The following is a 2879-nucleotide window of genomic DNA, read 5'->3' as shown; positions in this document are numbered from 1 at the left end:
AACAAAATCGGGATACGAGTTTTCTCCCTGTCTCGGGGGCTCGGAGATGGGTATAAGGGACAGCTCCAACGTCTCCGCCAGTACCCGCGCCGCCCGTTCCACGTCAGTGAAGCTGACGTACAGCGGGGTGAAACCGAAGCGGAGGACGTCGGGGTGGCGGAAGTCGCCTATGACGTTCTGGGCAATGAGGCGCTTCATGATGTCGCCGGCGTCGTCACAGCGCAGCGCGACCTGGCTGCCGCGTTCCGCGTGGGCGGTCGGCGTGAGGGACTCGACGCGGCCGTCGGGGACGTAGGCCGCCACACAGCGCAGGAAGAAGTCCGTCAGGGCGAGGGACTTCGCGCGGACCGACTCGATCATCGCCGCGGCCTCACCGGCCGGGCCCGCGTCCCCCCCGCCGTCCCAGCCGTACCAGACGTCCAGCGCCGTCTCCAGGGCCAGCATGGACAGGATGTCGGGCGTCCCGACCCTCCCCCGTACCGCGCCCGGTGCGGCCTCGTACGCGGGGCGCATGGCGAAGGGGGCGGTGGGGGAGGTCCAGCCCGGGAGGGGAGAGTCGAAGCGGGGCTGGAGGTCCCGGCGGACGTAGAGGTACGCCGGGGAGCCGGGGCCGCCGTTGAGGTACTTGTAGGTGCAGCCGACCGCCAGGTCGACCCCGTGTGCGTCGAGGCCGACGGGAAGCGCGCCCGCGCTGTGGCAGAGGTCCCAGACGGCGTAGGCGCCGGCCTCGTGGATCGCCGCCGTCAGACCGGGGAGGTCGTGGAGGCGGCCCGTGCGGTAGTCCACGTGGTTGAGCAGGACGGCGGCCGTACGGTCGCTCAGCGCGGCCGGGACCTCCGCCGGGGTCACCGGACGGAGCGTGCGGCCGGTCATACGGGCCGCGGACTCGGCCATGTAGCCGTCGGTGGGGAACGTCGTCGCGTCGACCAGGATCTCGTCACGCCGCCCCGCACCGTCCTCCTCGGCCATCCGGACCGCCGCCACGACCGCCTTGAAGACGTTCACGCTGGTGGAGTCGCCGACCACGATCTGGCCGGGCGCCGCGCCCACCAGCGGGGCTATGCGGTCGCCGATGCGTTCGGGCGCGGTCCACCAGCCGCTCTCGTCCCAGGAACGGATGCGCAGCTCGCCCCACTCGCGGTACACGACGTCCGCGACCCGACCGGGGACCGCCACCGGCAGCGCGCCGAGCGAGTTGCCGTCGAGGTACACCACGTCGTCGAGGACGAAACGGCTGCGCAGGCACGCCAGTTCGTCGGCCGCGTCCAACTCCCGTGCCAGGGAGGCCAGTTCAGCGCTGAGCGCGGTCGGTTCAGACATGGGAGCGCGCCGTCCACAGCTCGGGGAAGACGTTCTTGCGGGCGCGCTTCTCCAGCCAGGCCACCCCGGCGGAGCCGCCCGTGCCGGCCTTGGAGCCCATCGCGCGGCGCGTGGCGACGAGGTGGTCGTTGCGCCAGCGCCAGACGAGTTCGGCGACGTCGGTCAACGCCTCGCCGAGGCGGGCGAGTTCGTGGTCCGGGTCGCCGGAGTACAGCGCGGTCCACGCCTCCTCGACCTCGGGGGACGGCTCGTAGCGCTGGGAGACGTCACGGTGTACGACGGACTCGGGGATCGCGTGGCCGCGCCGGGCCAGGAGCCGCAGGACCTCGTCGTAGAGGCTCGGCTCGTGCAGTGCCTTCTCCAGCTCGGCGTGGACGCGCGGGGCGCCCCGGTGCGGGACGAGCATGGACGCGGACTTCTCGCCGAGCAGGAACTCCATGCGCCGGTACATCGCCGACTGGAAGCCGGAGCCCTCGCCGAGGGCGGCGCGGTAGGAGTTGAACTGGGCGGGGGTGAGCTGGGCGAGCGGGCGCCAGGAGGCGTTCAGGGCCTCCAGTTCGCGGACGGAACGCTTCAGCGCGTCCCTGGCCCGCGCCACGTCGTCGTTCCGGATCGCGGTGGTCGCGGTCTCCCACTCGTGCACGATGACGGTGAACCACAACTCCATGACCTGGGTCGTCACCAGGAAGACCATCTCGCCGGGGTCGTCGGAGAGGGGGTGCTGGAGGTGGGTCAGGACGTCCGCCTGGACGTAGTCCTCGTACGGGGTCGTGCCCTGGAAGTCGAGATGCGGGGTCTCGGGCTCCGAAGCCTCGTGGGGCTGAGCCTGAAGGGACATCGCTGTCTCCTGTTGTGTACTCCGGGTAGCGGTCCGCCCCTGCCGAATTCCGACACGGGGGCCCCGGTCCCCACCGGCATGGTCGGCGATAGCGCCGCGCACCGCAAGGTCCGCCTGGTCACACCGGGCGGACCTGCGGGAATGTGCCGCTGCGGCTCAGCTCAGCGTCTGCGCCGCCGTCGGCGAGGAGTCCTTCAGGAACTGGGAGCAGCGCTCGTACTCCTCCTGCTCGCCGATGTCACCCGCGGCACGGGCGAGGGCGTGCAGGGCGCGCAGGAAGCCACGGTTCGACTCGTGCTCCCAGGGGACGGGGCCGTGGCCCTTCCAGCCGCTGCGGCGCAGGGCGTCCAGACCGCGGTGGTAGCCCGTACGGGCGTAGGCGTACGACTCCACGACACTGCCCCGCTCGTAGGCCTCGTCGGCGAGCTGGGCCCAGGCGAGGGAGGAGGTGGGGTACTTGGCGGCGACGTCGGCCGGGGGTGTGCCGTTCGCGAGGAGTTCGCGGGGCTCCGGGTCGTCGGGGAGTCGTGCGACGGGGCCCGCCCCGTCGCCCTCCGCGGGCGCCACGGCGCCCCCCGCCGCGCCCGCAAGCGCCACCCCCCCGCCCCCCGGCGCACGCCACTACACACCCACGCCCCGCCCTCCGGCTCACCTCGCCTCGAGACGCCGCTAGCGCCGCACATTGAACGCGACTGCTACACACAACAGCCAGAAGAAAAAC

At 72.1% G+C, this 2879-nt stretch carries 3 protein-coding genes; all 3 read right to left on the bottom strand.

Annotated elements, in window-relative coordinates; translation table 11 throughout:
- Positions 1-1320 (bottom strand): kynureninase (gene kynU / locus P1P70_RS42905; protein ID WP_319247668.1); only part of this gene is annotated, 1320 nt, incomplete at its 3' end.
- Positions 1313-2158: a tryptophan 2,3-dioxygenase family protein gene (locus tag P1P70_RS42900; protein WP_319247666.1), complete on the bottom strand. Its 846-nt coding sequence runs from the start codon at positions 2156-2158 to the stop codon at positions 1313-1315. The genes kynU and P1P70_RS42900, both read right to left, overlap by 8 nt.
- A 156-nt stretch (positions 2159-2314) precedes the next feature.
- On the bottom strand, positions 2315-2725 hold the full coding sequence (locus P1P70_RS42895; protein WP_319247664.1) for a DUF3151 domain-containing protein: 411 nt from the start codon (positions 2723-2725) through the stop codon (positions 2315-2317).
- Between the last annotated feature and the right edge of the window lie 154 nt (positions 2726-2879).

Source organism: Streptomyces sp. MB09-02B (assembly GCF_033794485.1).
Classification (GTDB): Bacteria; Actinomycetota; Actinomycetes; order Streptomycetales; family Streptomycetaceae; genus Streptomyces.
This window is presented reverse-complemented; position numbering and strand designations above follow the sequence as displayed.

Coding starts and splice junctions, on each gene's coding strand:
- P1P70_RS42900 (WP_319247666.1), bottom strand. CDS start 2,158: ATGTCCCTTCAGGCTCAGCCCCACGAGGCTTCGGAGCCCGAGACCCCG.